Source organism: Streptomyces calvus (assembly GCF_006782915.1).
GTDB classification, from domain to species: Bacteria; Actinomycetota; Actinomycetes; order Streptomycetales; family Streptomycetaceae; genus Streptomyces; species Streptomyces calvus.
Genome location: NZ_VCNP01000007.1, coordinates 24,415 through 48,264, shown reverse-complemented (window position 1 = coordinate 48,264; position 23,850 = coordinate 24,415). Strand labels below are relative to the sequence as shown.

Here is a 23,850-nt window from a genome sequence, read left to right as displayed (position 1 = left end):
CCGCGGACCACGTCTGGCCGGTGCGGATCACCGCGTGCTACCAAGAACCATGACCGCAGCCCAGGCATCCCGGACGTACGACGCCGTCATCGTCGGCGGAGGCCACAACGGCCTCGTCGCCGCCGCCTACCTCGCCCGTGCCGGCCGCTCCGTGCTGGTGCTGGAGCGGCTGGACCACACCGGCGGGGCGGCGGTGTCCACCCGCCCGTTCACCGGCGTCGACGCCCGGCTGTCCCGGTACTCGTACCTGGTCAGCCTGCTGCCGCGGAAGATCGTCCGCGACCTGGGGCTGGACTTCCGGGTGCGCACCCGCACCATCTCCTCCTACACGCCCGCCGAACGCGACGGACGGCCCACCGGACTGCTCGTCGGCGGCGGCGAGCGGCGCACCCGCGAGGCCTTCGCCCGGCTCACCGGCTCCGACCGCGAGTACCGGGCCTGGCAGCGCTTCTACGACCTGACCGGCCGCGTCGCCCGCCGCGTCTTCCCCACCCTCACCGAGCCGCTGCCCACCCGCGACGCCCTGCGCCGCACCGTCGACGACGAGGAGGCCTGGCGGACCCTGTTCGAGGAACCCATCGGCGTGGGCATCGAGGCGCACTTCACCGACGACCTCGTGCGCGGAGTCGTCCTCACCGACGCCCTCATCGGCACCTTCGCCGACGCCCACGACCCCTCGCTCCAGCAGAACCGCTGCTTCCTCTACCACGTCATCGGCGGCGGCACCGGCGCCTGGGACGTCCCGGTCGGCGGCATGGGCGCGCTGACCGACGCGCTGGCCGCAGCCGCGCGCGACGCCGGCGCGCTCCTCGCCACCGGCCACGAGGCGGTGCGCGTCGACACCGACGGCCGCACGGCGGAGGTCACCTACCGCACGGCCGACGGCGAGGGCGTCGCCGCCGCCCGGCACGTCCTGGTGAACGCCTCACCGCGGGAACTGGCGCGGCTCACCGGCGACACACCGCCGCCGCCCGCCGAGGGCGCCCAGCTCAAGGTGAACATGCTGCTGAAACGGCTGCCCAGGCTGCGCGACACCGCCGTCGACCCGCGCGAGGCGTTCGCCGGCACCTTCCACATCGCCGAAAGGTACGGGCAGTTGGCCGCCGCGCACGCCCGGGCCGCCGCGGGTGAACTGCCCGACGCCCCGCCCTCCGAGATCTACTGCCACTCCCTCACCGACCCGACGATCCTCGGCCCGGACCTGGCCGCCCGCGGCTACCAGACACTCACCCTGTTCGGACTGCACACCCCGGCCCGGCTGTTCACGCGGGACAACGACGCCGTGCGCGAGGAACTGCTGAAGTCGACGCTCGCCCAGCTCGACGCGCACCTCGCCGAACCCCTCGCCGACTGTCTGGCCACCGACGCCGACGGGCGGCCCTGCCTGGAGGCCAGGTCGCCGCTGGACCTGGAACACGACCTCGGGCTGCCCGGCGGCAACATCTTCCACCGCGCGCTGTCCTGGCCCCACGCCCAGGACGGCACCGGCCGCTGGGGCGTGGAGACCCGGCACGCCAACGTCCTGCTGTGCGGCGCCGGCGCGGTGCGCGGCGGCGGAGTGAGCGGCGTACCGGGGCACAACGCGGCCATGGCGGTGCTGGAATCGGGCGCGGGCTGAGCCGCGGGAGGCGGGGTCAGTCCGCCGACCGGGTCCAGCCCTGCGCCCGGATCCGCGCCGAGTCCGCCGGCCGTGCCTCGTCGAACAGCACACCGCCGTCGGCCTCGACCCGCAGCCCGTCGACATAGGCGCCGCGTCCCACGTACAGCCGGTCGGTGGTGTACCGCCAGCGCAGGACGAGGCCGGGCGTGGCGGGCAGGTCGGCGGAGAGGGCGTGCCAGACGCGGCCGGACCAGCCGGTGGCCGTGCCCGACGGGTGCCGCTGCGGCTCCCCGTCCCCGGCCGCGGTGGTGAACGGCACCGGCTGCCAGGTCGAGCCGCCGTCCGTGGTGGACTCCAGCACGAGGACGTCGGCGCGGGGCTCCGTGTCCCACCACAGCGCGCAGCGCAGCCGCGCCCGGCCCGAGGAGGTGTCCAGCGCGGGCAGGTCGAGGGTCGCCGCAGCCGGGCCGGCCATTCCGGAGAACCACGCCGTACGGCCCCGCGCGGGACGCACCGCAACCGCGCGGGCCAGCTGGTTCGCGGTGGCCACGCGGGGCGCCGACCCGGAACGCCACGTGCGCACCGGATGCACGGAGTTGCCCAGGACGACGAGGAAGGAGTCGGTGGTGGGGTCGAGCACCAGCGAGGTCCCGGTGAAGCCGGTGTGGCCCGCCGTGCGCGGGGTGGCCATCGCGCCCATGTACCAGTGCTGGTACAGCTCGAAGCCGAGTCCGTGCTCGTCGCCGGGAAAGGCGGTGTTGAAGTCGGTGAACATCAGCTCCACCGACTCCGGCGTCAGGATCCGCCGCCGGCCGTAGGAGCCGCCGTTGAGCAGGGTCCGTCCGAGGACCGCGAGGTCCCAGGCGTTGGAGAAGACGCCCGCGTGGCCGGCGACCCCGCCCAGGCTGTGGGCGTTCTCGTCGTGCACCTCGCCCCACACCAGCCCCCGTTCGAGGCCGGACCACGGCTGGCGCGCGTCCTCCGTGGCCGCGATCCGCGGCTTCCAGGAGGCGGGCGGGTTGTAGCGGGTGCGGCGCATGCCCAGCGGTCCGGTGATCTCGTCGCGCAGCAGGACGTCGAGCGTGCGGCCGGTGATCCGCTCCAGGACCAACTGGAGCGATATCAGGTTCAGGTCCGAGTACAGATAGGTGCTGCCGGGCGGATTGGCCGGCTTCTCGTCGTAGACGAGCTGGACCTTCTCCTCGTAAGTCGGAACCCTGTACAGCGGGATCCATGCCCGGAAACCCGAGGTGTGCGTCAGTAGTTGACGGATCGTCACCTCCTGCTTGCCGGCGCGTCCGAAGTCCGGCAGGTACGAGGCGACGGCCGCCTCCAGCTTCAGCGCGCCCCGTTCGATCTGCTGCACCGCCAGGATCGAGGTGAACAGCTTGGAGATCGAGGCCAGGTCGAAGACGGTGTCCTCGGCCATGGGTATCTGCCGGTCCGGCGGGAACTCCACGCCGGTGTCGGTCTCCTCGTCGTACGCCTGGTAGCGCACCGCCATGCCGATCGGGTGGTGCAGGGCGACGGTGCCGCCGCGCCCGGCGAGCAGCACGGCGCCCGCGTACCACGGGTGCAACGGGGAGGGTGCGAGGAACGCCTCGGCGTCGGAGACGAGTTGGCGCAGCGGCTCGGCGAGCAGCCCGGCCCGCCGGGCGGACCCGTGCCGCAGGGTCGGCCGGGCGCCGCTCGACGGGACGGCCGCCGCGGCCGGGTCGGCCGGGAGGGAGGCGAAGGCCAGTGCCCCGCCCAAGGCGACGGCTCCCGCCGCCAGTTGACGCCGGGTGAGGCCTCTCGCCCCTTCGTCCGCCATGGAGTTCCTCCCGTGTCGTGGCCCGGATCGGGCTGAAAGAATTTTTCGGGGGTCGCCTTGCGGAGTGAAACTTTCCTGTCAGGGGTGGGATGTGTCAATGGTGCGTGCGAGGTTCGCCGGCAACGGACGCTCCGGGGAGGGTGGCCGCGGGCCGAGGTGATCCGACCGCGGCGGCGCGCAGGGGTCGGTACGGCGGCGTGGTGCCCCTGGCGCGACGGAACGTCCGGCGGCGCGCTCGCCGCCGGACGTCCCGGCCAGCCGGAGCGGGAACAGCCGGTCTCCTCCGTGGTCCTCAACAGGTCGGGCCGTGCCCGCTGCGTGGGCGCAGCGGACGGAGACGGTCGTTGTCCGCCCGCTATCCGCGCGGCTCGCGCAGGTCCACGATGCGCCGGATCTTGCCCACCGACCGCTCCAGCGTCTCCGGATCGACGATCTCCACGCCGACCGAGACCCCGATGCCGTCCTTCACGGCCGCCCCGATGGACCGGGCGGCGGCCTCACGCGCGGCCGGGTCCGCGTCGGGCCGGGCCTCCGCGCGCACGGTGAGGCAGTCCAGGCGGCCCTCCCGGGTGAGCCGCAGCTGGAAGTGCGGGGCGACGCCCGGAGTGCGCAGCACGATCTCCTCGATCTGCGTGGGGAAGAGGTTCACGCCGCGCAGGATCACCATGTCGTCGCTGCGGCCGGTGATCTTCTCCATCCGCCGGAACACCCGGGCGGTGCCCGGCAGCAGACGGGTCAGGTCCCGGGTGCGGTACCGGACGATCGGCATCGCCTCCTTGGTGAGGGAGGTGAAGACCAGCTCACCCCGCTCGCCGTCGCGCAGCACCTCGCCGGTGACGGGGTCGACGACCTCCGGGAAGAAGTGGTCCTCCCAGATGTGCAGGCCGTCCTTGGTCTCCACGCACTCCTGCGCGACGCCCGGCCCGATCACCTCGGACAGCCCGTATATGTCGACCGCGTCGATCGCGAACCGCTCCTCGATCTCCTGCCGCATCCGCTCGGTCCAGGGCTCGGCGCCGAAGATGCCCACCCGCAGCGAGGTGCCGCGCGGATCGACGCCCTGCCGCTCGAACTCGTCGAGCAGCGTGAGCATGTAGGACGGGGTCACCATGATGATCGAGGGCTTCAGGTCCTGGATCAGCCGCACCTGCCGGGACGTCATCCCGCCGGAGGCGGGGATCACCGTGCAGCCGAGCCGCTCCGCACCGTAGTGGGCGCCCAGGCCGCCGGTGAACAGGCCGTAGCCGTACGCCACATGGGCCGTGTCGCCGGGCCGGCCGCCCGCCGCGCGGATCGACCGGGCCACCATGTCGGCCCACATGGACAGATCGCCCTCGGTGTAGCCGACCACCGTGGGCAGTCCCGTGGTGCCGCTGGAGGCGTGGAGGCGGCGGATCCGCTCGCGGGGCACGGCGAACATGCCGTACGGGTAGTTCTCCCGCAGGTCCGCCTTGGTGGTGAAGGGGAAGCGGGCCAGATCGGACAGTGAGCGGCAGTCGTCCGGGTGCACGCCCGCCTTGTCGAAGGACTCCCGGTAGAACGGCACGTTGTCGTAGGCGTGCCGCAGCGAGCTCCGCAACCGCTCGAGCTGGAGCGCCCGCAGGCCCTCGACGTCGAGCCGCTCCGCCGGGTCCAGCAGGTCCGCCGCCTCCGTCATCAGCACCCTCACCTCGCCAAACGCATCAAATCGGGCGACCGATCATTCGGTCGATGTTCCGGGATCAGTAATTCAGGCCACCACCGCCCAGGGCAAGAGGCCGTCCTTACTTTTTCCCGTGTCGCGGAGGCTCCCCGGCGGCGGCCGGGCTCGCGGCGCGGCGGGCAGCGGGCGCCCGGGCACCACCCGGGGCCGGCCCACCCGCGCCGGTTCGCCCGAACGCGTGGCGCGATGCCTCACGGGGCCTGCGCAGCGGCCCCCTCGCCCCGCGGCCCGAACGCCGTCATGAAGCGGTCCCGGAACGCGTCCATGCGCCACCGCGGAGCGTCCGGCGCGGGCTCGAGCCCGTCCGTCCAGTCCCAACCAACCACCCGGTCCAGCACCGCGGGATCCTTCGCGACGATCGACACCGGCACGTCCTTGCCCGCGTTCCCGCCGGTGACGGTCGGCACCGGCTGGTGGTCGCCGAGGAAGACCAGGACCGTGTCCTCGTCGCCGTACCGCTCGACCCACTCGGTGAGGCTGCGCAGCGAGTACTCGATGGCCCGCCGGTACTCGGTGCGCACCCTCTCCGGATCCCGCCAGACCTCCTTGGGGTCCGTGCCCTGCTTCTTGATCCCGTGGAACACCGAGCCGTCGCCGAGGTCGTCCCAGTCGATCATACGCGCGATGGGTGACCAGGGGTTGTGGCTGGAGGCGAGGATGATCTCCGCCATGATCGGCTCGCGGTCCTTCTTCCCGTGCTCCAGCCGCTCGAAGGCCTCCAGGCTGAACTGGTCGGGCACGGGCGTCCAGCTGAAGTACGGCCCGTGGTAGCCCAGGTGCTCGGAGTCGTAGATGTGGTCGAGGCCGAAGAACTTCCCCTCCGGCCAGGCCCGCCGCACCCCGGGCACGATGCCGACGGTGCGCCAGTCGCCGGCCCTGCGGAAGTACCTGGTCAGGGTCATGCGGTCGCTGGTGGTCAGGCTGCGGTAGCGCTGCTGGTTGCCGATCCACAGGCCGGACAGGAGGGTCGAGTGGGCGAGCCAGCTGCCGGCGCCCGTCACCGGTGACTTCAACCAGCCGCTGCGGGAGGCGAAACCGGCGTCCCGAAGCCTGCGCGTGCCGTCCTCGAGCGCCGCGCCGACCGGGCCCGCCATCGCCGGGTCGTCGATCGCGACCCGGCCGTAGCTCTCGATGAACGTGAACAGGACGTCCTTGCCGCGCAGCGCGGTGAGCAGCCGGTCCGGCGGTGTCTTCGCGAAGGCGTCGACCGCGGACTGCCGCTCGAAGACCCGCGCGTCGCGCAGCCCTGCGCGCACCTGGTCCACCCGGTTGCCCAGGATGTCCGCGTTGGCCCGGGTGGCCACGGGTGTGCCGGTGATCTGCACGCCGAGGGTCACGCAGGTGATCCACGCGACGCCCAGGACCAGCGTGGTCCGCACGGCGGCCGGGCGGTGGCGGACCATCAGGTCCGTCAGCCGCAGCGCGGCCAGCGTCATCAGCACGAGCAGGCCCAGGAACAGCACGACCGCACCGGCCACGGCGAGCACCTGTCCGCCCCGGCCGAACGACTCCCGGACGAAGTCCGCCGCGTCGTCGAGCAGGATCCAGTCGAGCACCAGGTCGAACGGCCGGGCCAGCACCTGGTAGAAGCCGATGTCCACCAGCTTCAGGACCGTGAGCAGCCCGAGGAACGCACCCGAGACCCCCGCCGTGATCCGCCGGAAGCGCGGCGGCAGCGCGAGCAGCAGCGCGGCGACCAGGATCCCCTCGGCGGGCAGCCGCAGGAACGCGGCCGCGTGCACACGTTCCGGCCGGTTCGGCAGCAGCAGCGCGAAGAGCACCAGCGCACCGGCCAGAACGGTCGTCCCGACGGTGACGCCGCGCGCCGCGCGGGGCCACCGGCGCAGCAGGCCGAACCGGCCACGGGGCCCCGGAACCGGTGTGCCGGCAGCGGTGTCGCCGGCGGCGGCCGGCGCGCCGTCCGGGTCCGCCCCGCCCGCGCCGGCGTCCTGTGGTTGACGGGAGCGAATGAAGAGCGGCACCCGGAGGGTCCTTCCGTGCGGTCCTGCGGCGGCATGGCGAACGGGGCCGCTGAGCGGGCCCGCCCCCACCAGTACGTCCGCGCGGCACCGTGGGTTCAACGCTCCCGGCACGTCCCGCGCCGCCCGTGCGAACGGGACTTCCCGCGCGGCCTGTCCGGGGCAGGGGCCGGTCGCTAGGCTGGCGCGGACGACGGAATCGGGAGGAGCACGGACGTGGCCGAAAGCACCACCCAGCAGCGCCCGCTCACGGGCTGGGACAAGCCGGACCTGGACCTCAGCAACGCGCAGTGGCAGTCCAGCAGCCGAGGGCTGGGCGATGTCCAGATCGCCTTCGTGGAGGGCTTCATCGCCATGCGCAACAGTGGCCGCCCGGAGAGCCCCTCCCTGATCTTCACGCCCGCCGAATGGGGCGCGTTCGTGTCGGGGGCGCGGGAGGGCGAGTTCGACCTGACCTGACCGGCAGGTCCGCGCCGGCCGGCCGCCGGACGTGTTCCGCGCGTTTTTCCGGACACGCGACCTGAAGCGCCGTTCCCGGGCCACGCCTGAGCCAGGCTGGCCCGGGGAGGGTGAAGGTCGTACTCCGGAGGCGAGGAACCATGAGCACTCAGCCGGTCGTCGCGGCGGTCGACGGTTCGGACGACAGCCTGCGCGCCCTGGAGTGGGCCCTCGACGCCGCCCGCCGGCGCCAGGCCCCGCTGCGGGTCGTGCACGTACGCCAGTACGTGCCCTGGGTGCAGCCCGAGGTCCTGGCGGCCGGGCCGCCCGACCCGGACGAGGACCCGGTCCTCGACCGGGTCCGCGCCCTTCTCACGGGACGGACCGCCCTCCCGGCCGTCGAGTACGCCGCCCTGGAGGGCGCGCCCGGCGCGCTGCTGCCCGAGGCCGGGTCCGCCGCGCAACTGCTGGTGCTCGGCTCCCGCGGCCGCGGCGGCTTCGCCAGCCTGCTGCTCGGCTCCAATTCGCTGGCCGCGGCCCGCGACGCCGAGTGCCCCGTGGTCGTGGTGCCCCGGCCCGGACGCGGCACCGACGGCGCGCCGCGGGCCGGGTCCGGCCGGCCCGTGGTGGTGGGACTGCACGCGGACAGCCCCGACGAGGCCACGCTAGCCTTCGCCTTCGCCGAGGCCGCCCTGCGCGGTGCCCGGCTGCGGATCGTCGCCGCCTATCCGTGGCCCCTGCAGACGTGGATGCTGCCCGGCGAACTGCCGCCGCCGGAGATCGACCAGGACGCCGTCGAGCACGAGACCCGCATCCTCGCCGACGGCTTCCTCGCCCCGCACCGCGAACGCCACCCCGACGTCACCGCCGACACCGACGTGCTGCCCGGGGACGCCGCCGGTCACCTGGTCGACGCCTCGCGGGACGCCGAGTTGGTCGTCGTCGGCCGCCACCGCCGCCGTCTCCTGGCCCCCGCCCGGATGATGGGTTCGGTCACCCAGGCCGTCCTGCTCCACGCGGCGAGCCCGATCGCCGTCGTCCCGCCGGCACCCGCCGAGGAGTGACCCGCCCGGCGCCGGCGCGGACCCGCGCGGAGCAGCGGCGGCCCGGTCGCCCGGCCCGCTTACGGGGTGCCCGCCGCAGCACGAGAGGGGTCCCGTCCGGGCCGCCCTCGGCGTGTGTACGGGCGACGCACGACAGCGGCCGCGCGCCTGCCACGGGCCGCGCCGCGTCCGCCACTTCCCGCCGGAGCACCCGCGCCGGAAGCGGTGCGAGCCGTCCCGCGCAACCGCCCCCGCGCGGCCCGCCACCACGAGCGGCACCGGACCCCGACCGGCCTCCGCGGTCGCCGCCCGACCGTCCGCTCACGGGCCCGGGCACGTACCATGGCGGCATGTCGTTCCTCCGCCGCCGCAGCGCCACCCCCGCCGGGCCCGACTTCGACGTACTGGCCATGGACCCGGGCGACTGGCCCGGAAACCTGGGTGCCGGACTGCTGCCCGCCCCCGACGGAAGCTGCCAGGGAGTCTTCCTGCGCTACGACCTCTTCGGCGGCCGCGGCCCCGCGATGGTCATCGGCAACCTGCCCGAGGGCTCACCGGCCCGGGACGTCCCCGAGGGCGAGGTGCCCTTCGAGGTCGGACAGCTGCTGCTGGCGCTGGAGAACGACGAGGAGGTGACCGTCGTCGGCACCGAGGACGTGCCGGTGATGCAGGGCGACAACCTGCTGATCGTGCGGCGGGTCAAGCTCTCCGAGGGCCGCATCTCCTGCGTGCAGTTCGACCGCAGCGACAACGTGCTGGTGACCATCGCCGCCTGGGACCGGCCCATCACCGACGACCTGTACGCCCTCCTCAAGCCGCTGCCCGCGGAACTCTTCCAGCAGGGCTGACCCCCCGTACGACACGGACGCTCCCGGCGCGCCGGAGGGCCGGGCCCCCGTGGGAACCCGGCCCTCCGCCCCGCTCCGGCGGTGCTACGACGACGTCACCGTCACGTCCGCCGCCCGCACGAAGCCGACCCGGTGGCCGAACTGGATCTCGTAGTACAGGTCCTTGCCGGTCACCACGCGGTGCGAGGCCTCGTCGAACGTCACCGCGTAGTAGTACTCGCCGGGCACCTTCCCGCCCGTGACGTACTTCTGGCCCTTCGGCAGGGTGTACGGCAGCGGCGACACCGCCTGCGCCGGCACCCCCTCCGGATAGGCCTCCTTCTCCGGGTAGGCCCGCCCGTACACCGGCACCGACTCCAGACCCTCGCGCGGGGTCACGACCAGGCCCTTGGACGGCACCGCCGCCGGCTGCCGCTCCGGGTTGCGGAACCATGCCTTCTGCCCCAGGTACCAGATGGCGGTCCAGTCGCCCCAGCGGTCGGCGACCGCGTACTGCTGGCCGGTGGACACACGCGAGGACAGGTCGTTCACCCCGGTGGTCGGTGCCCTGCCCAGACCGACGTCCTTGATCAGCGGCGCGTTCTCGTCATGGTCGGAGTACAGCCGCACCGCGCTCGACCCGTGCGTCGCGCAAGGCTCGCCCGCGCTCTCGCAGCCGGTGAAGACCGGCCGGTTGGCGGAGTAGTCGGGCCGGATCGTCACGACGCCGGAGTTCTTGCCCGCCGTGGCCTCGAAGGGACGGCCCAGCAGCTCGAAGTAGTGCGCCCAGTCCCAGTAGGGGCCGGGGTCGGTGTGCATCCCGGGGATGGTGCCCGAGGTCGGGCCCGGCACCGTGTCGTGGCCGAGGATGTGCTGCCGGTCCAGCGGAATGTCGTACTTCTTGGACAGGTACTTCACCAGCCGCGCCGAGGACCGGTACATCGCCTCCGTGTACCAGGCGTCGGGCTCCGCCAGGAACCCCTCGTGCTCCAGGCCGATCGACCCCGCGTTGACGTACCAGTTGCCCGCGTGCCAGGCCACGTCCTTCGCCTTCACGTGCTGGGCGATGTGACCGTCCGTGGAGCGCAGACTGTACTGCCACGACACATAGGTGGGGTCCTGCACCATGTCGAGCACGCCCTCCCAGGCGCCCTCCGTGTCGTGCACGACGATGTACCGGATCGGTTGCGAGGCCGGCCGGTTCCCCCGGTCGTGGTTGCCGTAGTCGCCGTCCCCGAACTCCTCGTAGGGCGCCGGGATCCACTCGCACGACACCGTCCTCGGGCACTCCGTCCCGGCGGCGGAGGCGGTGCGCAGCCCGGCGCGGTCCAACGCCGAGGTGTCGGGCGCGAGGTCCGGGCGGGCGGCCAGGGCGACCTCCTGCCCGGCGTCCGTGACACGCGCCTCGCCGGAACGGATCACCGCGTACACCTCGTCGGCGTACGCCGCGGCCGACGCGGAGTCGTCCGCGCCGGAGAACAGCGCCACCGCCGCGTACCAGTCCGCCGGGTCGTCGCTCGGCGGTTCGCCCAGCCGCCGCTGCGCCTCGGCCAGCAGCGCGGCGCCGCCCGCCACGTTCGCCGCCGGGTCCTCGCGCAGCAGCTCGGGGCTCAGACCGGTCAGCCGGGCCGCCTTCGGCAGGGTGGTGAGCCGGTCCGGCAGGCCGGTGGTGCGCGGCGCACGCTCCTCGGGGCGCAGCGCCGGGCGGGCGTCGTCCCCGCGGGGGTCCTCGGTGCCCTCCGCGTGGTGCTCCGACGCGGCGAGCGCGGCCTCGGCGTCCGTGAGGTGCATCGGACCGTAGCCGCCGGTGACACTCGGGGCACCGCCGTGCGCGTCCCAGCGGGACTGCAGATAGGAGACGCCCAGCAGCACACTGCGCGGCACGTCGTACTCGGCGGCCGCCGCGGAGAACGCCTGCTGGAGCCGGGCGGTGGACGGCCGGGCCTCGGACGGGGCCGCGCCGAGCAGCGGCAGGGTCAGCGCGGCCGCCGCCAGGGCGCACAGGGCACGCCGGGTGGCACGTCGGGACGGCCCGGCCGCACGGCCGGGCTCGGTGGCGGGTTCTCGCAATGCAGCCTCCTGGGACGGTCGGGCACGACGTGATGTACGGAGCCGAGCGGTGCGTCAGTGGTACCGGTCAGCAGATAATCCGTCAATCATGCCCAGGGAGGCGCGATATCCCTTGTCAATCGGGGTGTGCGGGGGTTTCGTGGCGACGGCCGCGGGGCCTGCGACGCGTCACAGGCGTACACCAATGGTCCCGTACGGAAGCGGCCGGAGGCCGTACGGAGCGTTCGGACGGGGACACATGCGGACGTCCGCGGTGCGCCTACGTCGGAGCGCACCGCGGACGTCCGCCGCCGTCAGCGAGTACCGACCGCCGCGCGCACGGCCCGGCGGGCCAGCTGGCAGTCGTCGTGCAGCCGCCGCAGCAGCAGCCGCTGTTCCTCGCCGGACGGCACCGCACCCGGGTGAGCCGTCCCGGGGGCCGCCGTCACCGTGTCCCGCATCGAACGCTGCACGGCGGTCTCGCAGGTACGGATCTCCCGGGTCAGCACCAGCATCAGGTTCACCAGGAAGGCGTCCCGCGAGGCGGGACCGCCCGACTGGGCGATCTGGCTGATGTGGCGCCGGGCCGCCGGCGCGTCCCCGAGGACCGACCACAGGGTCGCCAGGTCGTAGCCCGGCAGGTACCAGCCCGCGTGCTCCCAGTCCACCAGCACCGGACCGGCCGGGGAGATGAGGATGTTCGACAGCAGGGCGTCGCCGTGGCAGAACTGGCCCATGCCCTGCCGTCCGGCCGCGAGCGCGATGCCGTGCAGCAGCTTCTGCAGGTCGCCCAGGTCCCGGTCGGTGAGCAGGCCCAGCTCGTGGTACCGGGAGATGCGGGCCGCGTAGTCCAGCGGCGCGTCGAACGTCCCGGCCGGCGGGCGCCATGAGTTCAGCCGGCAGATCGCGCCGAGTGCCGCCCTGATGTCCGCCCGCGGGGGTGCCTCGACCGGGTGCCGCTGGAGCGCCGCCACCCGGCCGGGCAGCCGCTCGATCACCAGCGTGCAGTTGTCCGGATCCGCCGCGATCAGCCGGGGCGCCCGCACGGGGGGGCGGTGCCGGACGAACGAGCGGTAGGCCGCTATTTCATGGCGGATCCGCTCGCTCCACGCGGGGGAGTGGTCCAGTAAACACTTGGCGACCGCGGTGTTGCGTCCGGCGGTGCCGACCAGCAGGACGGAACGGCCGGTGCGGCGCAGCACCTGGACCGGCGTGAACTCCGGGCAGATGCGGTGCACCGAGGCGATCGCCGTGCGCAGCTGGGCGCCCTGGGGGCCGGACAGGTCCAGCCTCCCGCTGAGCGGCTGGGTGCCCGGTCCCGTGGTGCGCCGTGCGGTGCCCGCGCCGATCAGGGGGGCCGCCGGGCGTGCGGGGGCGAGGTAGGGGCCGCTGTCCGAGGGACGCGGACGCAGCGGCCGGGGCGGGGCGGACACGGAGGACGATGCTGCGTACATGGGTGATACAGATCCCTTCGTGTGCCTGCGACGTCTGCGCACCACACGGCCCGGCCGCCCGGGCGCACCCTGGGGAATGCCCCTGCGGCGACGGGGTCGTGGTGGCGCGTTCCTACTCGACACCCGATGGCCCCTGGCACACCATCTGGCGCACCCTGGCGAACCCTGGCGAATAGTCGCTCGGCAACCCGCACCGGGCTACTGTCAACTCAGCCGAGAACCTGGGGGCTTGACGTGAGCGGACAACCCAACACCCGGCTCGCGGACCTGTTCGGCCTGGCCGGCTGGTCCAAGGGCGAACTCGCGAGGCTGGTCAACCGGCAGGCGGCGGCCATGGGCCACGCCCAGCTGGCGACCGACACCTCCCGGGTGCGGCGGTGGATCGACATGGGAGAGATCCCGCGCGATCCCGTGCCGCGGGTGCTGGCGGCTCTGTTCACCGAGCGTCTCGGCCGTGTCGTGACCATCGAGGATCTCGGTCTGGTCCGGCACGGGCGTACGGGGAAACGGCCACGCGACGGGGGTGCGCAACACCCCGACGGAGTGCCGTGGGCGCCCGAGCGGACAGCCGAGGTCCTCACCGAATTCACGGGAATGGACCTCATGCTCAACCGACGCGGCTTGGTGGGCGCGGGCGCCGCGCTCACCGCGGGATCCGCACTCAGCAGCGCCATGCACGACTGGCTGCACACCGATCCGGCCCTCACCGCCGACGCTCCCCGACTCGACAACCCCCTGCACGCCGACCCCGCTGGGTTCGACCGCTACGAGGCCGCCCCCATCGGGTCGCAGGAGATCGAGGAACTGGAGCGCTCCGTGGAGGTGTTCCGCGCCTGGGACGCCGCCCGGGGCGGCGGCCTCCAGCGCAAGGCGGTGGTCGGCCAGCTCAACGAGGTGGGCGGCATCCTCGCCTACCGCCACCCACCCCATCTCCAGCGGCGCCTGTGGGGCGTCGCCGCCAACCTCGCCGTCCTCGCCGGCTGGATGTCCCACGACGTCGGCCTGGAGCCCACGGCGCAGAAGTACTTCGTGATCGCCGCCCACGCGGCCCGGGAGGGCGGCGACCGGCCGCGCGCCGGCGAGGCGCTGTCCCGGGCGGCCCGCCAGATGGTGCACCTGGGCCGGCCCGACGAGGCGCTGGACCTGATGAAGCTCGCCCAGTCCGGCTCGGGCGAGGAGGTCCTGCCGCGCACCCGCGCGATGTTCCACACCATCGAGGCCTGGGCGCAGGCGTCCATGGGAAAGGGCCAGGCGATGCGCCGCACCCTGGGCCGCGCGGAGGACCTGTTCGTCTCGGACAAGTCCGACGTGGAGACGCCGGACTGGATGCAGACCTTCAAGGACGAGGATCTGTACGGCATGACGGCCCTGGCCTACCGCACACTGGCCGAGTTCGAGCCCGGCGCCGCCGTGCACGCCCAGCACTACGCCGAGAAGGCGCTGTCGCTGCGCGTCGACGGGCGGGAGCGGTCGAAGATCTTCGACCATCTGTCCATGGCCTCCGCCTGCTTCATCGCGGACGACCCCGAACAGGCCGACCGGTACGCGCGCCTGGCGCTGATGTCGATGGGCTCCAACTCCTCCCGCCGCACCTGGGACCGGCTGCGCCAGATGTACCGGCTCACCGCGGAGTACGCCTCCTATCCGAAGATCCAGGAGCTCAGGGAGGAGATCCGGCTGGCGCTGCCGAAGCCGCGGGGCAAGGGCGGTTCCGGCGCCCAGGTGTGAGGGACCGCCCCGTCGAGGGGCCCGCTACCCGGCGATCCGGGCGACGAGCACACAGGCGTCGTCCTCGCGCTCGCCCTCGCCGAACTCCCGTACGACGGCCCGGACGCAGTCCTGCGCGGTACGGGCGCCGGCGAATCGGGGAGCCAGGGCGAGGAGCCGGTGCGCGGCGGTGTTCCCGGCGTGCCCGGGCACCAGTCCGTCGGTGTACAACAGCAGGAGATCACCGGCTTCGAGGGTCTCCTCGGCCTGTCCGTAGGAGGCGCCGGAGACGGCGCCGAGCAGGACGCCCCGGGGCGCGTCGAGCGCACGCCCCGTTCCGCCGCGGAACAACAGCGGAGCGGGGTGTCCGGCCTGCGCCCACACCAGTGAGCGGGTCTCGGGCCGGTAGCGCAGGCAGACGGCGCTGCCCAGGGCGGGCTGTGCGGTGGTGTCCAGTAACCGGTTGAGGCAGGCCAGCAGCGGGCCGGGATCGGCGCCGGTCATGGCGATGCCGCGCACGGCGCCGAGCATCATGGCCATGCCGGAGGCCGCGCCGATCCCGCGGCCGGTCAGGTCGCCGACGCTCAGCAGCGTCGTGCCGTCGGACAGGCCGAGGGCGTCGTACCAGTCGCCGCCGACCGGGGTCTGCGTCGACGGCGGCAGATGGGTGGCGGCGAGGTCGAGGGTGTGGGAGGCGTCGTGCGGGAGCCGCAGGGAGCCGTGCGCCGGTGGCAGCACGGCCTCCTGCAACTCGACCGCGAGCCGGTGCTCGGTCCGCGCGGCGGCGTGCCGTTCGCGGCGCAGCGAGTCACGGGTCTCGCTCACCGTCCGTCGGCAGCGGCGCAGTTCGCTGACGTCGCGCAGCACCGCCCACATCGAGGCGGTGCTGCCGTCGGCACCGAGCACCGGTTCGCCCACCATGTGCACCGTTCGTACGCCGTCGCCGGGGCGTACGACACGGAACTCGCCGTCGATGGGCCGGGCGTCGACGAGACAGCCCGTGACCATCGACGTGAGCCTCGGCCGGTCCTCGTCGAGCACCAGCGAGGGCAGTTCGTCCAGGGTGAGCGGGGGAGCGGCCGGGTCGCGGCCCAGGATGCGGTACAGCTCCCCGGACCAGGTCACCTCGTCCGTGAGCAGGTTCCACTCCGCGCTGCCGACCCGGCTCAGCAGTGAGCCGCGGCGCGGCCCGGGCTGCGTCACCGGGTCCCCGGCGGACGGCCCGGACGCGGTCTGCGGGTCGTCCCGCAGCTGCGCCAAGTGCCGGTCGACGTCGTCCAGTTGGTGCAGCGTGAGGTCGTACAGGGCGCGCCGCCAGCGTTCCCGCGGGTCGGTTCCGTCGGCCGGCGTGTCCCGTCGTACGGCGTCCACCTCGCCCTTGAGCCGTCGGGCCTGCGTGATGAGCGCGTCGACCGGGCCGCTTCCCTGCGGCTGGGCGGCTGGGCGGTCCGCGGAGAGGTGGGACGGCATGACGCACTCCGATGCGGGGGAGGAACGGCCTTCAGGCGGACGGAGGGACCGTAACGACTGTCGCACAGCCCGCGACGGCCTGTAAGGGATTCGGCAACACACGATAAGGCGGTGCCTACGGCATATGCCACCGTCTTCGCCCGGTTACTCCCGGATATACGTCAGAGGTGCGACCGGCGTATCAACTCCCATGGTACGCAAGTGATATGACGCTCCGTCGGCCGGGCCGCCGTCACTCATACGCGCGTTCGACACGGGGTCGTCCATTCGTCGAGTACCGGCGGGTAGCCCCGGCCCGGTGAAGCCTCAGTAGCGGAGCACGCCGGCCATGCCGTCCGCGTCGCCGAGCATGCCGTCCGGGACGAAGCGGACCTCGGCTCCGGTCTCCAGGCACTGCTCCACGATCTCGTCCACGATGTCCTCGCGGGTGTCCAGCTCCCCGTCCCCGGTGACGATCAGATGGTCGCCGGCGTCACGGACCGTGATCCGGTAGTTCTCCTCGACGGCCAGCAGCCGGACGCGGCCCTCCCGGGCGCTCTGCCACAGCTCGTCCACCCCGGCGGCGAACTCCTTGCGGCCCCGGGCCGATTCCAGGGACCGGGCCACGTCCTCGGTGCGCTTGCGGGCCTCGCTCTCGAGCACCGGCCGCACGGCCTGCCACACCGCCTCCGGCGTGCCGTGCGCGAGCCCGCCGTGCTGGACGTGCACCGCGTCCTTGGCCGCGCTGCCGGCCTCGCACAGCAGGGACAGGGCGGCGGGCTCACCGGTGACGTACAGGGGCCGCGGGTGGTCGCGCAGCAGCCGGCCCAGCGCGGTGTCGGCGTCGCGCAGGAACCGGCGGGTGCCCTCGTCGCGGAACGAACTCGGCTGGTCGCCGATCCGCTCCTGCCGCTCGGGGTCGAAGTTCGGCGCCTCCCGGTTCAGCGGGAAGCCGCCGGAGCGTTCCTCGACGACCCGGTCCACGCCGCCGTTCCACAGGGTGACCCGGTCCGCGGAGACGGACAGGACCCAGAACGGCCGCTCCGCCGTGTGCGCGGAGACCAGGTTGCGGGTCAGGAAGGTGTCGGAGACGACGATGCGCTCGGGCACGGTGCGGGCCAGCGACCACACCTGGTGCTCGCCCGGGGCGGCGAAGATGGCCAGGCCGTCCTCGGAGTGCGCCAGGTCCACCTCCGCCAGGGCCTGGTCGAGCTGGCGGGCCACGTCGACGCGCCGGTCCCGGGTGACCGCCGGGTCGGACTCCAGCTTCTTCTTGGCCTCGGCGACCGCGTTGCGCAGGCGGACCGCGTCCTGGGCGTTGAGGGGATCGCGCCGGTGCGTCGGAGTCAGCACGGACACCGCCGGATAGGGGCGCGGGCGGCGAAGCTCGGCAAGGGTCGCGGGACTCAGATCGTGCTCCATGACAGCACCATAGGGCGGATCGCCCGGCAGGGCATTCGGTACGAAATCGCCCAGGTGCGAGTGGGGCCGTGGCGCTGGTGGGTGCAGCCTGGTGGGGGAGGTGACCGTCGATGGCGCACCTGGTCGTGGAAGGGTCCGCCGCCGCGCGGACCGTGGTCGTCCGGCTGTCCTGGTGGGAGGCTCTCGTGGCCCGGCGCCGCGCGGTGCGCGTGCCGTTGGCCGAGGTGCGGGCCATCGGTGTGGAGCCCGACTGGTGGCGCGCGATGCGGGGGACGCCGGTCGTCGGGCGCTGCCGTGCCGGACGGTTCTGCGTGGGCGAGCGGGAGCACCCGTGGGGCCGGGACTTCGTGGCCGTACGGGCGGGCGTGCCCGTGGTGGTCGTGGACCTGCGGCATCCGGTGCCGTTCGTCCGGCTGGCCGTGTCCGTGCCGGACGCCGGGGCGGCGGCGCGGGCACTGCGGCGGCACCTGGGCGCGGACGGAGCCGCCGAGGACGCGGCCTGACCGGTCAGAGGCGGTCCTGGTCCTCCGCGCCGCAGGAACTGCCGCTGCGCGGCAGGGAGCCGTACAGCAGGAAGTCGTCGATCCTGCGGTGCACGCACTCGGACGACCCGTAGCCGGTGTGCCCCTCGCCCCGGTTGTCCAGCACCACGGCCGAGGAGCCCAGCCGCTCGGCCGTCTCGATCGTCCAGCGGTACGGCGTGGCGGGGTCGCCGCGGGTGCCGACCAGCAGCATCTTCGGCGTGTCGAGGTCCTTGACCCGCTTCCGGATGTAGTCGGTCCCCTTGGGGCGGCCGTAGCACAGCACCACCTGGGCGAGCCGGTACCGGCCGAAGACCGGTGAGGCCTCCGCGTAGGCCGTGCGCAGCCGGGCCAGGTCACGGGTGAGCCGCCCGGCGGCGGGACGGTCGGGATCGTCCGCGCAGTTCACCGCCATCAACGCCGCCGGGAGGTTGTCGAGGGGCACGTCCTCCTCGTCCACGAGGGGGTCGTCGGCCCGCTGCGGGACGGGCAGCATCCCGCCTCCGGCGAGGGCCTCCACCCCGCTGGTGTCCCCGTCCTCCATCAGCTGGGCGAGCGCCCGTTGCAGCAGTGGCCACATCTCCTGGGTGTACAGGCCCTGCCCGATGGCGCCGGCCAGGTCCTGGCCGGTGAACTCGTAGCCGAAGTCGGTCGGGACGGGATTCTCGTCGAGCGACTCGACCAGGTCGACGACCTGCACACGGGCGTCCCTGGGGTCCTGCCCGAACGGACAGGACAGCTCCTCGGTGCACCACGTGAGGAAGTTCTCCAGCGCCCGCTGCTGTCCCCGGGCACTGGCCAGCCCCTGCTCGGCCAGCGGCTCGGTCAGCGTGTCCACGCCGTCCAGCGCCATGCGGCCCACCCTGTCGGGGAACCGGGCGGCGTACACCGCGCCGAGCCGGGTGCCGTAGGAGAAACCCAGGTAGTTGAGCTTCTTGTCGCCGAGCACCTGGCGCATCACGTCGAGGTCCTGCGCCACGTTCACGGTGCCGATGTGGTCGAGGACCGGACCGGAGTGCTCGGCGCACTCCACGGCCACCTCGCGCAGCTGCCGCAGCGTCTCGCGCGGATCGGACATCTCCTCGCCGTCGGTCGCCTCCAGCGCCTGGCCGGTGGCGTCGGCGCCGCAGCTCACCGGTGAGGAGCGGCCGACGCCACGGGGGTCGAAGGAGACCACGTCGTAGTCGTCGGTCAGGCCCAGGAAGTCCTTGCGGCCGTGGGCGAGTCCCAGCACTCCGGAACCGCCCGGACCGCCGAAGTTCAGCAGCACCGAGCCGCGCGGCTCGTCGGACGCCCGGTAGCGGGCGAGGGCCAGTTCGAGGGTGCCCTTCTCGGGGTGCGCGTAGTCGAGGGGCACGGTGATGCTGCCGCACTGGAGGTCCTTGGGCAGGTCCATGGCCTCGCAGGCCGACCAGGTGATCTCCTGGTCGTAGAACCGGTCGAGGTCCGCGTTCGAGCGGCCGGTGGCCGTCAGGCCCGCTCCCAGCAGGACCAGTCCGACGGCCCCGGCGGCCGCGCAGCCGGGGAACGCGGACCGCACCGCAGGGCGCCGGGCCGGGGGTCGCGTGGACAGCTTGGCCAGCATCGATGCCTCCAGGGGCGCCCCGCAGCGGACCGGGAAACGGCGCCCTCGCCCACCATAAGCGGGCCCCGCGGCCCCCGCCTGTCGGCCCGGCGGCCCCCGGGGAGCGTCCCCGTCCGGGTGTTCGGGCGCCGCGGGTTCGAGGGCCTTTTGCCCGGGGTTCGAGCGACACGCCCCCCGATGGGGTGAAGCCGCTGCGGCATTCGGACGAGCCATAACCCGGATGCCGCGCCCGCGTTCTCCCCGGTGCGGGCGAGCGCCCGCGACCATGGCCGGGAAGGCAGGGAACCCATGAGACAGGTCACGCGAAACGGTGTGATCGCCGTCGCCGTCGTGTCGGGCGCGATGGCCGTGGCGGCACCGGCGTACGCCGATGCCGGGGCGGAGGGCCGCACGGCCGGCTCGCCCGGGGTGGGCTCCGGGAACACCCTGCAGGTGCCGGTGCACCTGCCGGTGAACGTCTGCGGGAACACCGTGAACGTGGTCGGACTCCTCAACCCCGCGGTGGGCAACGCCTGCGTCACCGAGGACGGGGACCGGGCCACGCAGGGCGGAAGCCGTGAGTCCGCAGCCGGTGCGACGGCCACGGGCGGCGCGTACGGCTCACCGGGCGTGGTGTCGGGCAACGAGGTGCAGCTTCCGGTGGACCTGCCGGTGAACGTCAGTGGGAACAGCGTGAACGTGGTCGGTGCCGGGAACGCGGCCGTGGACAACGAGTCCGTCCACTCCGGGCAGCGGCCCGACCGCCCGGCCGACCCCGGGCCCCGGCCGTCCGAGCCGCCCCGCGACCGTCCCGCCCCGGCGCCGCACGGAACGCCGCCGCGGACCGCCGCCCTCGCCGACACGGGCGCCGACCGGACGGTCCCGGTCCTGGCGACCGGAGCCGCGCTCTTCCTCGGCGGCGTCGCCCTCTACCGCCGGGCCCGCCCGCGGACGGACGGCTGAACGGCTCCGCGGGAACGATCAGCACCGCCGGGCCCGCCCTCCATCGTCCGGCGGGGCTCCGCGGGTCCCGGGCCGTCCCGGTCCCGGACCCGCGGCACGGGCCGCCCGGTTCAGGCCTGGCCGCGGTGGAACCGCCGGTGCAACCGCCTGACCTCCTCGGCCAGCCCGGGCACCGGCCCGTCCACCGCCACACCCGGGGCCACCTGTGCGACGGGCAGCGTGCGCACCGGCGGGGCGGGCACGCCCAGCTCGGCGAGCCAGGACGCCAACTGCTCGGAGGAGGCGACGTACACGATGCGTCCGAGGCCCACCCAGGCGTGGGCGGCGGCGCACATCGGGCAGTGCTCGCCCGAGGTGTACACCGTGGCGGCGGCCCGCTCGGCGGGGCTCATGCGGGCCGCCGCCCAGCGCGCCAGCTCGAACTCCGGGTGCCGGGTGCGGTCCCCGGAGGCCACCCGGTTGCGGTCCTCGGCGAGCACCGTCCCGTCACCGGACACCAGGACCGAACCGAACGGCTCGTCGCCGGACTCCAGCGCCTCGGCCGCCAGCTCCACGCAGCGGCGCAGACGGGGCAGCTCCTCATCCTTCACGGCCATGGCCCGGCCTCCTCACGACGGCTTGATCGACGGCCACCTTAATCCCGTTGTGCCCGGCTACGCCCGGTGATGGACTTCGGCACCATGGATCACGCCGCCGTACTCGCCCTCTTCGACCACCACCTGCGCGAGAAGGCGCGGCCCGACGGCCCCGGCGCGCGGGTCGAACGCGTGGGCGCCGTGGTGCGCCAGAGCGCCCCCGAGCACGGCTGGAACGGCGTTCTGTGGTCCGCGCTCGGAACACCGGGCACGGACCCCGACGCGGTGATCGCCGAGCAGATCGCCCACTTCACCCGGCTCGGCCGCGAATTCGAATGGAAGCTGTACGGCCATGACCGGCCCGCGGATCTCGGACGGCGGCTCCTGGCGGCCGGCTTCGTGCCCGAACCGGACGAGACGCTCATGATCGCCGACACGGCTCGGACGGCCCTCGACACCGAGCAGCCCGCCGGGATCCGCGTCGTGCCCGTCACCGACCGGGCGGGTGTCGACCTGGTGGCGGACGTGCACGAGCGGGTCTTCGGCACCGACGCCTCCCGGCTCCGCCGTCAGCTGCTGGACCGGCTCGTCGACGACCCCGGCACCGTCGTCGCCGTGGTGGCGCTGGCCGGTGACGAGCCGGTGAGTTCCGCCCGCATGGAACTGGTGCCGGGCACCGGGTTCGCCGGGCTGTGGGGCGGCGGCACCGTGCCGGGTTGGCGCCGCCGTGGCATCTACCGTGCGCTGGTCGCCCACCGCGCCCGGGTCGCCGTCGACCGCGGCTACCGCTACCTCCGGGTCGACGCCTCCGGCCAGAGCCGCCCCGTTCTCGAACGCCTCGGCTTCGCCGCCCTCACCACGACCACGCCGTACGTGTACCGGCCGGTGCGGTAGCACTCCACTCCCGTCCGCCCCTCGTCCACGGGGCCGCCTCTCCGAGCACCGACCCCTTGGCGCTTTCCGGCCCCGAGGGGCCATGAAGCGCGGGCACACCCCGTGGATTGCTAGCCGCTATCCCTGGAGTTATAGTCTCTAACTATTGCGAGGGTCGATAAGCGGCCCGTCGCGTCCGCTGCCCAGGAGACCGTCATGCCTGCTGACGTCCACGACTCCCGCCCCCTGCACGCCGTCCTCGGGTCCGGTCCCGCCGGCACCACCCTGGCCCGCGAACTCGTCCGCCGCGGCCACCCCGTCCGGCTCGTCGACCGCACGGGCAGTGGCCCCGCGATCGACGGCGTCCGCCGGCACGCCGCCGACGTCGCCACCGAAGAGGGGGCACGGGCGGCGGTCGAGGGGGCCGCCGTGGTGTACCACTGCGTCAACGTCGGCTATCACCTCCAGGTCGAGGTGATGCCCCGGATCCAGCAGGCCGTGCTCGCCGCCGTCGAGGCGTCCGGGGCCCGGCTCGTCGTACTCGACACGCTCTACCCGTACGGCGAGACCCAGGGAGCGGTGATGACCGAGGAGACCCCCTGGCGGGCGACCACCCGCAAGGGCCGGATGCGCGCGGCCCTGGACGAGCGCTACCTCGCCGCGCACCGGGAGGGCCGCGCCCGTGTGGTCCTCGGCCGCTCCGCCGACTTCGTCGGCCCCGGCGTGCTCAACTCCACGCTCGGCGCGGCCGTGTTCCCGGGCGCGCTGACCGGGGGTGAGGTGCTGGCGCTGGGCGACATCGACCTGCCGCACAGCTGCACCGGCATCGAGGACGTCGCCGTCGGCCTGGCCACGCTCGGCGAGCGGCCCGAGGGCGACGGCCGGGTCTGGCACCTGCCCACCGCGCCCGCGGTCACCACCCGCGACATCCACACCATGATCGAGAAGCGGACCGGCCGGCCGCTGAACGTCGTCGTCCTCGCCGAACCGCGCCCCTTCGGGCCGTTCGACGAGCAGTTCATCGCCGAGTACGCCGAGATGTTCTACCAGCACACCGAGCCCCAGATCATGGACTCCTCGGCCGTGGAGCGGGCCTTCGGCCTCCGGCCGACGCCGCTGGAGGACACCCTGGACGCCACGGTGACCTGGTACGAGCAGTGGTTGTCCCGTCCCTGAGGCGGCAGGCGCCGACCGGCTCGCGAGGTATCCCGCGCGCGGGCGCCGGCCCGCACGCCCGGCGCCCGCGGTGCGCCGCGAGTCCGCACCCGTCGGTCGGGCGGACCGGCCCCCGACCCGCTGCCGGGACCCTCCCCCGACGTGAAAGGGCCGGCCCGCGGTGTGCGCGGACCGGCGCTCGGCTCCTTTCGCGACCTTGCTACGGCCGGGCGGTGCTCTTGGCGGCCGTGGCCGCGCAGACCGCGCCGAGGAGCACGGCGAGGGCGCCGATGACGATGTTGTTCCAGATCACGCCGGCGTCGGGTCCGTCACCGACGATCCACGGCGAAATGATCATCCACGCGCCCAGTGCGCACATGGCCCAGCTGAGGCCGTACATGCGTGCCGGGGCCGCGGTGAACCCCAGGGCGAGCAGACCGATCGCGATGCCCACGATCAGGTTGTGGGTCACGAGCGCGGGCTGGCTCGTCGTGTAGTGGAGTATCCACGGGGACACCGCACAGTAGAGGCCGAGCAGGAACACCGGTCCGTCCACGAGGGCCACATCGCGACCGCCGAGCATGCGGTCGTAGCGTGCCCGCATCTCGTGAGCATCGGGGTGGCTCGTGATGTCACCGCGCGGGTGCGAGACGTTGGCCATGGGTCGTCTCCTTTGACTAGCAGGCCTGACCGCGGCTGGTGCGATATGCGGGTAA

Annotated in this window: 19 protein-coding genes; 9 read left to right on the top strand and 10 right to left on the bottom strand. The window is 73.7% G+C overall.

Annotation, left to right across the window (positions count from 1 at the left end; translation table 11 throughout):
• The first annotated feature begins 49 nt into the window (after positions 1-49).
• Positions 50-1,618 carry a phytoene desaturase family protein gene (locus FGW31_RS02630; protein WP_182674431.1) on the top strand — a complete coding sequence of 523 codons (1,569 nt, stop codon included), beginning with the start codon at positions 50-52 and terminating at the stop codon, positions 1,616-1,618.
• A gap of 16 nt (positions 1,619-1,634) precedes the next feature.
• Here FGW31_RS02630 and FGW31_RS02625 read toward each other — a convergent pair whose 3' ends face one another.
• From FGW31_RS02625 to FGW31_RS02615, 3 genes are all read right to left on the bottom strand, one after another.
• Positions 1,635-3,413: a serine hydrolase domain-containing protein gene (locus FGW31_RS02625; protein WP_142191666.1), complete on the bottom strand. Its 1,779-nt coding sequence runs from the start codon at positions 3,411-3,413 to the stop codon at positions 1,635-1,637.
• Between the two features lie 355 nt (positions 3,414-3,768).
• Positions 3,769-5,070: a phenylacetate--CoA ligase PaaK gene (paaK, locus tag FGW31_RS02620; RefSeq protein ID WP_142191665.1), complete on the bottom strand. Its 1,302-nt coding sequence runs from the start codon at positions 5,068-5,070 to the stop codon at positions 3,769-3,771.
• A gap of 236 nt (positions 5,071-5,306) precedes the next feature.
• Entirely contained in the window at positions 5,307-7,097 is a 1,791-nt protein-coding gene (locus FGW31_RS02615) for an alkaline phosphatase family protein (protein ID WP_233452353.1), read from the bottom strand.
• A gap of 213 nt (positions 7,098-7,310) precedes the next feature.
• On the opposite strand from FGW31_RS02615, the gene FGW31_RS02610 reads away from it, so the two are divergent.
• The 3 genes from FGW31_RS02610 to FGW31_RS02600 all read left to right on the top strand — a co-directional run bounded on the left by FGW31_RS02610 (position 7,311) and on the right by FGW31_RS02600 (position 9,423).
• On the top strand, positions 7,311-7,553 hold the full coding sequence (locus FGW31_RS02610) for a DUF397 domain-containing protein (protein WP_031102233.1): 243 nt from the start codon (positions 7,311-7,313) through the stop codon (positions 7,551-7,553).
• A 140-nt stretch (positions 7,554-7,693) separates the two neighbouring features.
• Positions 7,694-8,596 carry a universal stress protein gene (locus tag FGW31_RS02605; RefSeq protein ID WP_142191664.1) on the top strand — a complete coding sequence of 301 codons (903 nt, stop codon included), beginning with the start codon at positions 7,694-7,696 and terminating at the stop codon, positions 8,594-8,596.
• A gap of 329 nt (positions 8,597-8,925) precedes the next feature.
• Positions 8,926-9,423, top strand: a complete 498-nt coding sequence (locus FGW31_RS02600; RefSeq protein WP_142191663.1) for a glycosyltransferase family protein — start codon at positions 8,926-8,928, stop codon at positions 9,421-9,423.
• An 84-nt stretch (positions 9,424-9,507) separates the two neighbouring features.
• Here FGW31_RS02600 and FGW31_RS02595 read toward each other — a convergent pair whose 3' ends face one another.
• Together FGW31_RS02595 and FGW31_RS02590 are read right to left on the bottom strand one after the other, a co-directional pair.
• Positions 9,508-11,472: an N-acetylmuramoyl-L-alanine amidase gene (locus tag FGW31_RS02595; protein WP_182674429.1), complete on the bottom strand. Its 1,965-nt coding sequence runs from the start codon at positions 11,470-11,472 to the stop codon at positions 9,508-9,510.
• 293 nt (positions 11,473-11,765) lie between these two features.
• Complete coding sequence (locus FGW31_RS02590; protein ID WP_142191662.1) at positions 11,766-12,905, bottom strand: aminoglycoside phosphotransferase family protein; 1,140 nt, start codon at positions 12,903-12,905, stop codon at positions 11,766-11,768.
• Positions 12,906-13,139: 234 nt separating this feature from the next.
• Here FGW31_RS02590 and FGW31_RS02585 point away from each other — a divergent pair, with 234 nt between their 5' ends.
• Positions 13,140-14,633: a DNA-binding protein NsdB gene (locus FGW31_RS02585; protein ID WP_142191661.1), complete on the top strand. Its 1,494-nt coding sequence runs from the start codon at positions 13,140-13,142 to the stop codon at positions 14,631-14,633.
• A 24-nt stretch (positions 14,634-14,657) separates the two neighbouring features.
• Here the strand turns inward: FGW31_RS02585 and FGW31_RS02580 are convergent, their stop codons facing one another.
• Together FGW31_RS02580 and FGW31_RS02575 are read right to left on the bottom strand one after the other, a co-directional pair.
• Positions 14,658-16,082, bottom strand: a complete 1,425-nt coding sequence (locus FGW31_RS02580; protein ID WP_142191660.1) for a PP2C family protein-serine/threonine phosphatase — start codon at positions 16,080-16,082, stop codon at positions 14,658-14,660.
• Between the two features lie 306 nt (positions 16,083-16,388).
• Positions 16,389-17,483 (bottom strand): baeRF3 domain-containing protein, encoded by a 1,095-nt coding sequence (locus FGW31_RS02575; RefSeq protein ID WP_142191659.1) that lies wholly within the window; start codon positions 17,481-17,483, stop codon positions 16,389-16,391.
• A gap of 110 nt (positions 17,484-17,593) precedes the next feature.
• On the opposite strand from FGW31_RS02575, the gene FGW31_RS02570 reads away from it, so the two are divergent.
• Positions 17,594-17,986, top strand: coding sequence for a hypothetical protein (locus FGW31_RS02570; protein ID WP_142191658.1), 393 nt, complete (start codon positions 17,594-17,596; stop codon positions 17,984-17,986).
• A gap of 4 nt (positions 17,987-17,990) precedes the next feature.
• Here FGW31_RS02570 and FGW31_RS02565 read toward each other — a convergent pair whose 3' ends face one another.
• The gene (locus FGW31_RS02565) at positions 17,991-19,589 is read right to left on the bottom strand and encodes an alpha/beta fold hydrolase (RefSeq protein ID WP_142191657.1); all 1,599 of its coding nucleotides are present in this window, start codon (positions 19,587-19,589) and stop codon (positions 17,991-17,993) included.
• A 288-nt stretch (positions 19,590-19,877) separates the two neighbouring features.
• Between FGW31_RS02565 and FGW31_RS02560 the strand changes: the two genes are divergently transcribed.
• Positions 19,878-20,531: a chaplin gene (locus tag FGW31_RS02560; RefSeq protein ID WP_142191656.1), complete on the top strand. Its 654-nt coding sequence runs from the start codon at positions 19,878-19,880 to the stop codon at positions 20,529-20,531.
• 110 nt (positions 20,532-20,641) lie between these two features.
• Here the strand turns inward: FGW31_RS02560 and FGW31_RS02555 are convergent, their stop codons facing one another.
• Complete coding sequence (locus tag FGW31_RS02555; protein ID WP_142191655.1) at positions 20,642-21,127, bottom strand: nucleoside deaminase; 486 nt, start codon at positions 21,125-21,127, stop codon at positions 20,642-20,644.
• Between the two features lie 84 nt (positions 21,128-21,211).
• Here FGW31_RS02555 and FGW31_RS02550 point away from each other — a divergent pair, with 84 nt between their 5' ends.
• The gene (locus tag FGW31_RS02550; protein ID WP_142191654.1) at positions 21,212-22,000 is read left to right on the top strand and encodes a GNAT family N-acetyltransferase; all 789 of its coding nucleotides are present in this window, start codon (positions 21,212-21,214) and stop codon (positions 21,998-22,000) included.
• Positions 22,001-22,195: 195 nt separating this feature from the next.
• Positions 22,196-23,155, top strand: coding sequence for an SDR family oxidoreductase (locus tag FGW31_RS02545; RefSeq protein ID WP_142191653.1), 960 nt, complete (start codon positions 22,196-22,198; stop codon positions 23,153-23,155).
• 199 nt (positions 23,156-23,354) lie between these two features.
• Here the strand turns inward: FGW31_RS02545 and FGW31_RS02540 are convergent, their stop codons facing one another.
• On the bottom strand, positions 23,355-23,795 hold the full coding sequence (locus FGW31_RS02540; protein ID WP_142191652.1) for an SPW repeat protein: 441 nt from the start codon (positions 23,793-23,795) through the stop codon (positions 23,355-23,357).
• Positions 23,796-23,850 lie beyond the last annotated feature (55 nt).

What these genes read in the sequence shown, in the direction of transcription:
- FGW31_RS02630 (WP_182674431.1), top strand. Translation starts at nt 50, where the DNA reads ATGACCGCAGCCCAGGCATCCCGGACGTACGACGCCGTCATCGTCGGC.
- FGW31_RS02555 (WP_142191655.1), bottom strand. Translation starts at nt 21,127, where the DNA reads ATGGCCGTGAAGGATGAGGAGCTGCCCCGTCTGCGCCGCTGCGTGGAG.
- FGW31_RS02575 (WP_142191659.1), bottom strand. Translation starts at nt 17,483, where the DNA reads ATGGAGCACGATCTGAGTCCCGCGACCCTTGCCGAGCTTCGCCGCCCG.
- FGW31_RS02600 (WP_142191663.1), top strand. Translation starts at nt 8,926, where the DNA reads ATGTCGTTCCTCCGCCGCCGCAGCGCCACCCCCGCCGGGCCCGACTTC.
- FGW31_RS02545 (WP_142191653.1), top strand. Translation starts at nt 22,196, where the DNA reads ATGCCTGCTGACGTCCACGACTCCCGCCCCCTGCACGCCGTCCTCGGG.
- paaK (WP_142191665.1), bottom strand. Translation starts at nt 5,070, where the DNA reads ATGACGGAGGCGGCGGACCTGCTGGACCCGGCGGAGCGGCTCGACGTC.
- FGW31_RS02565 (WP_142191657.1), bottom strand. Translation starts at nt 19,589, where the DNA reads ATGCTGGCCAAGCTGTCCACGCGACCCCCGGCCCGGCGCCCTGCGGTG.
- FGW31_RS02580 (WP_142191660.1), bottom strand. Translation starts at nt 16,082, where the DNA reads ATGCCGTCCCACCTCTCCGCGGACCGCCCAGCCGCCCAGCCGCAGGGA.
- FGW31_RS02550 (WP_142191654.1), top strand. Translation starts at nt 21,212, where the DNA reads ATGGATCACGCCGCCGTACTCGCCCTCTTCGACCACCACCTGCGCGAG.
- FGW31_RS02625 (WP_142191666.1), bottom strand. Translation starts at nt 3,413, where the DNA reads ATGGCGGACGAAGGGGCGAGAGGCCTCACCCGGCGTCAACTGGCGGCG.
- FGW31_RS02560 (WP_142191656.1), top strand. Translation starts at nt 19,878, where the DNA reads ATGAGACAGGTCACGCGAAACGGTGTGATCGCCGTCGCCGTCGTGTCG.
- FGW31_RS02570 (WP_142191658.1), top strand. Translation starts at nt 17,594, where the DNA reads ATGGCGCACCTGGTCGTGGAAGGGTCCGCCGCCGCGCGGACCGTGGTC.
- FGW31_RS02590 (WP_142191662.1), bottom strand. Translation starts at nt 12,905, where the DNA reads ATGTACGCAGCATCGTCCTCCGTGTCCGCCCCGCCCCGGCCGCTGCGT.
- FGW31_RS02605 (WP_142191664.1), top strand. Translation starts at nt 7,694, where the DNA reads ATGAGCACTCAGCCGGTCGTCGCGGCGGTCGACGGTTCGGACGACAGC.
- FGW31_RS02540 (WP_142191652.1), bottom strand. Translation starts at nt 23,795, where the DNA reads ATGGCCAACGTCTCGCACCCGCGCGGTGACATCACGAGCCACCCCGAT.